Raw genomic sequence first — 2641 nt, 5'->3', positions numbered from 1 at the left:
CCATCAACCTTAAATCGTTTAGTTTTTAAAAACAACAATCTTTACGAAAAGAGCCAATTTCTAAAAACCCAAAAAGTAATAAAACCAGTCCCCAAAAAACGCGTACATATAATTAGGAATTTCAGCAAAAAAACAGCACCTGCATTGTTGAATAATGTCCAACAATGCAGGTGCTGTTCATACTTACTTATTCTTTTCCACTGACCTTTAATCGATATTTTTTAAGTTTCCTCACAATTGTTGCCTGGCTGGAATCAAGGGCTTCTGCGATTTCATATGTAGTTTGGTAGGTTTGAGCCGCTTTCGTCAAGATTTCCTTTTCGGCCCTTTCCACCGCTTCTTTTAAAGTTAGGGTAGCATTGAGGTCCGGCTGATTCCGGTTTTCCGGCTGATATTCTTCCGGAAGGTCGTTAATCGATAATATTTGATTATCCGTCAGCACGACGAGCCTCTCCACTATATTAATCAATTCACGGACATTTCCTGGCCAATCATGTTGATAAAAATATTCCTTCAGCCGCGAATCTATTTCTTTTGAGAATTTATATTGTTCGTTAGCCTTTGTTAAAAATAAGTCAATCAATGCCAAGATATCCTCTCTTCTTTCCCTTAAAGGAGGAATCGTGATTGGAATGACATTCAGCCTGTAGAAGAGGTCTTCGCGAAAATCACCCGATTTGACCATCTCCGATAAATTTCGGTTCGTGGCTGCTATTATCCGAACATCGATTTTCTTTGGCTTTGTACCTCCGATTCTTTGAATCTCCCTTTCCTGAAGCGCCCGAAGCAGCTTCACTTGAAGTTGCAAGGGAAGCTCACCGACTTCATCCAAGAATAAGATCCCACTCTCTGCCAGCTCAAACATCCCTGGTTTGCCTTTTTGATTGGCTCCGGTAAATGCCCCTCCTTCATATCCAAAAAGCTCGGATTCCAATAAATCGGCGGGAATTGCTCCGCAATTTATTTTGATGAAGTCCCCTTTTTTAGATCGGATGCTCCGATTATAAATATTGCGGGCAAGGACATCCTTTCCAACACCCGTTTCCCCCAGAATGAGTACGGTCGCATCGATATCCGATATTCTTTCAGCAATCTCATAGATCATTTTCATTTTATCACTGACAAATACGACTCCATCCTTGCTTGTTATCTTCCGCAGTTTCTCAATTTCCTGCTTATATTGATTATTCAGCTCATTAACTTTCGTCAACTCATGCATCAGTTCATTTAAATCAGATAAATCCCTTATATTCGTAACGACTTGCTCTATCTCCCCTTCGGCATTAAAAACGGGACTTCCAGTAATCAATGTTTCCTTTCCGGCAAAATTATCCTGTACGACCGATACCGTTCGTCTCAGCTTCACTACCTTATGCGTCACCGAAGCATTCAAGATGCCGCGTTTAATCAATTGGTCCACCGATTTGCCGATATAATACTCTTTTGGTATGCCAGTGATCCGTTCAATTGCCGAATTGGTATAAAGCGTGACTCCATCTTGATCGGTGATGTATATCCCATCATAGGAATTTTCGATAATGGCATCCAGAGCGCGATTCAATTTATCCGTTTTATGAGCATCAATCAATAATTCGTCCAAAAATTCTGTTTCACTGCCTATATATAGATTATTGTCAGTACCCATTTGTTTCATTAATAAAAATAAATACCGTTTATCATGCAGCCTTGCAGCTGCAAGCCTTTTATTATCTAGAAATTGCCACTCATCGAATTGTTCGGTTAGTGTATTATTACCATTCTTTCTTAATGACTGATTAAAATAGGTGCCCCAATCCTTTATCCGATTTGCAGAATCCACGACCAGTGCAGGAAAGGTCCACTCTTTGAGCAAATTTATCTGAGAATCCTGTTTCACTTGATTCATTACTATTCACCGCCGCAAAAAGAATTCTTTTTAAGTACAATTCTGGATAAAATTCGAAACTCCTTTAAAATTGTCGAATTTCGCTCCTAAAAAAAGTAGTGATGAAATAATTTTCATCACTACAGACTTTAGACAAATTAACAGAAGGTCAGTTTGCCTACAGTTTTCTTTATAAAAAAATTCTAGTTGATTTCAGAAATCCGCTCCCTTTCCGCCGACTGTCTGCCAAGCCTCATCAAAGCAAGCGTCTGTGGGGTCTTGGCTAGCCAGTTATTCGGCAGGAGTGCCGCAAATTTCTTCAATCTAGTGAAAGTTTCATAAACAGTAAAAAAACTTGTTCTAAATTCATGGTTCGGGATGAGACCATTCCAAACTCCTTTTTGTAGACAGACTGGAAGTGATGAAGTAATTTACCTTCCCTCAGTAAGTCTTAAAAATAACCTCTCCACTGATCGCTTCCTTACCTGATTGGTTAGTGGCCGCTACATTGAAAAAATATCTATCCCCATTTCTTTCTTTTAGATCCGCATGAAGAGTTATGACATCATTCAAGAAAACCATTCCTTTGAAGCGAATCTTGTATTCTTCGATAAATCCAGTTTCATAAAGATTACTGAAAAGCTTTGCGAGGTTTCCCATCGTCCACATTCCATGTGCGATGATACCGGGAAGACCAGCATTCTTTGCTTCTTCATCAATGGTATGAATGGGATTGAAATCACCTGATGCGCCTGCATATTTAATGAGGTCCAATCG

At 39.5% G+C, this 2641-nt stretch carries 2 protein-coding genes; both read right to left on the bottom strand.

Translation table 11 applies throughout. The features are described from left to right. Nucleotides 1–187 precede the first annotated feature (187 nt). Nucleotides 188–1885: a sigma-54 interaction domain-containing protein gene (locus tag ACFVSH_RS23280; protein ID WP_387708074.1), complete on the bottom strand. Its 1698-nt coding sequence runs from the start codon at nucleotides 1883–1885 to the stop codon at nucleotides 188–190. A gap of 420 nt (nucleotides 1886–2305) precedes the next feature. Next, nucleotides 2306–2641, bottom strand: a 336-nt coding sequence (locus tag ACFVSH_RS23275; RefSeq protein WP_387708072.1) for a MaoC/PaaZ C-terminal domain-containing protein, incomplete at its 5' end; no start/stop codon positions are given.

This window comes from Peribacillus sp. NPDC058002 (genome assembly GCF_042886655.1).
Lineage (GTDB): Bacteria > Bacillota > Bacilli > Bacillales > DSM-1321 > Peribacillus > Peribacillus aracenensis.
This window is presented reverse-complemented; position numbering and strand designations above follow the sequence as displayed.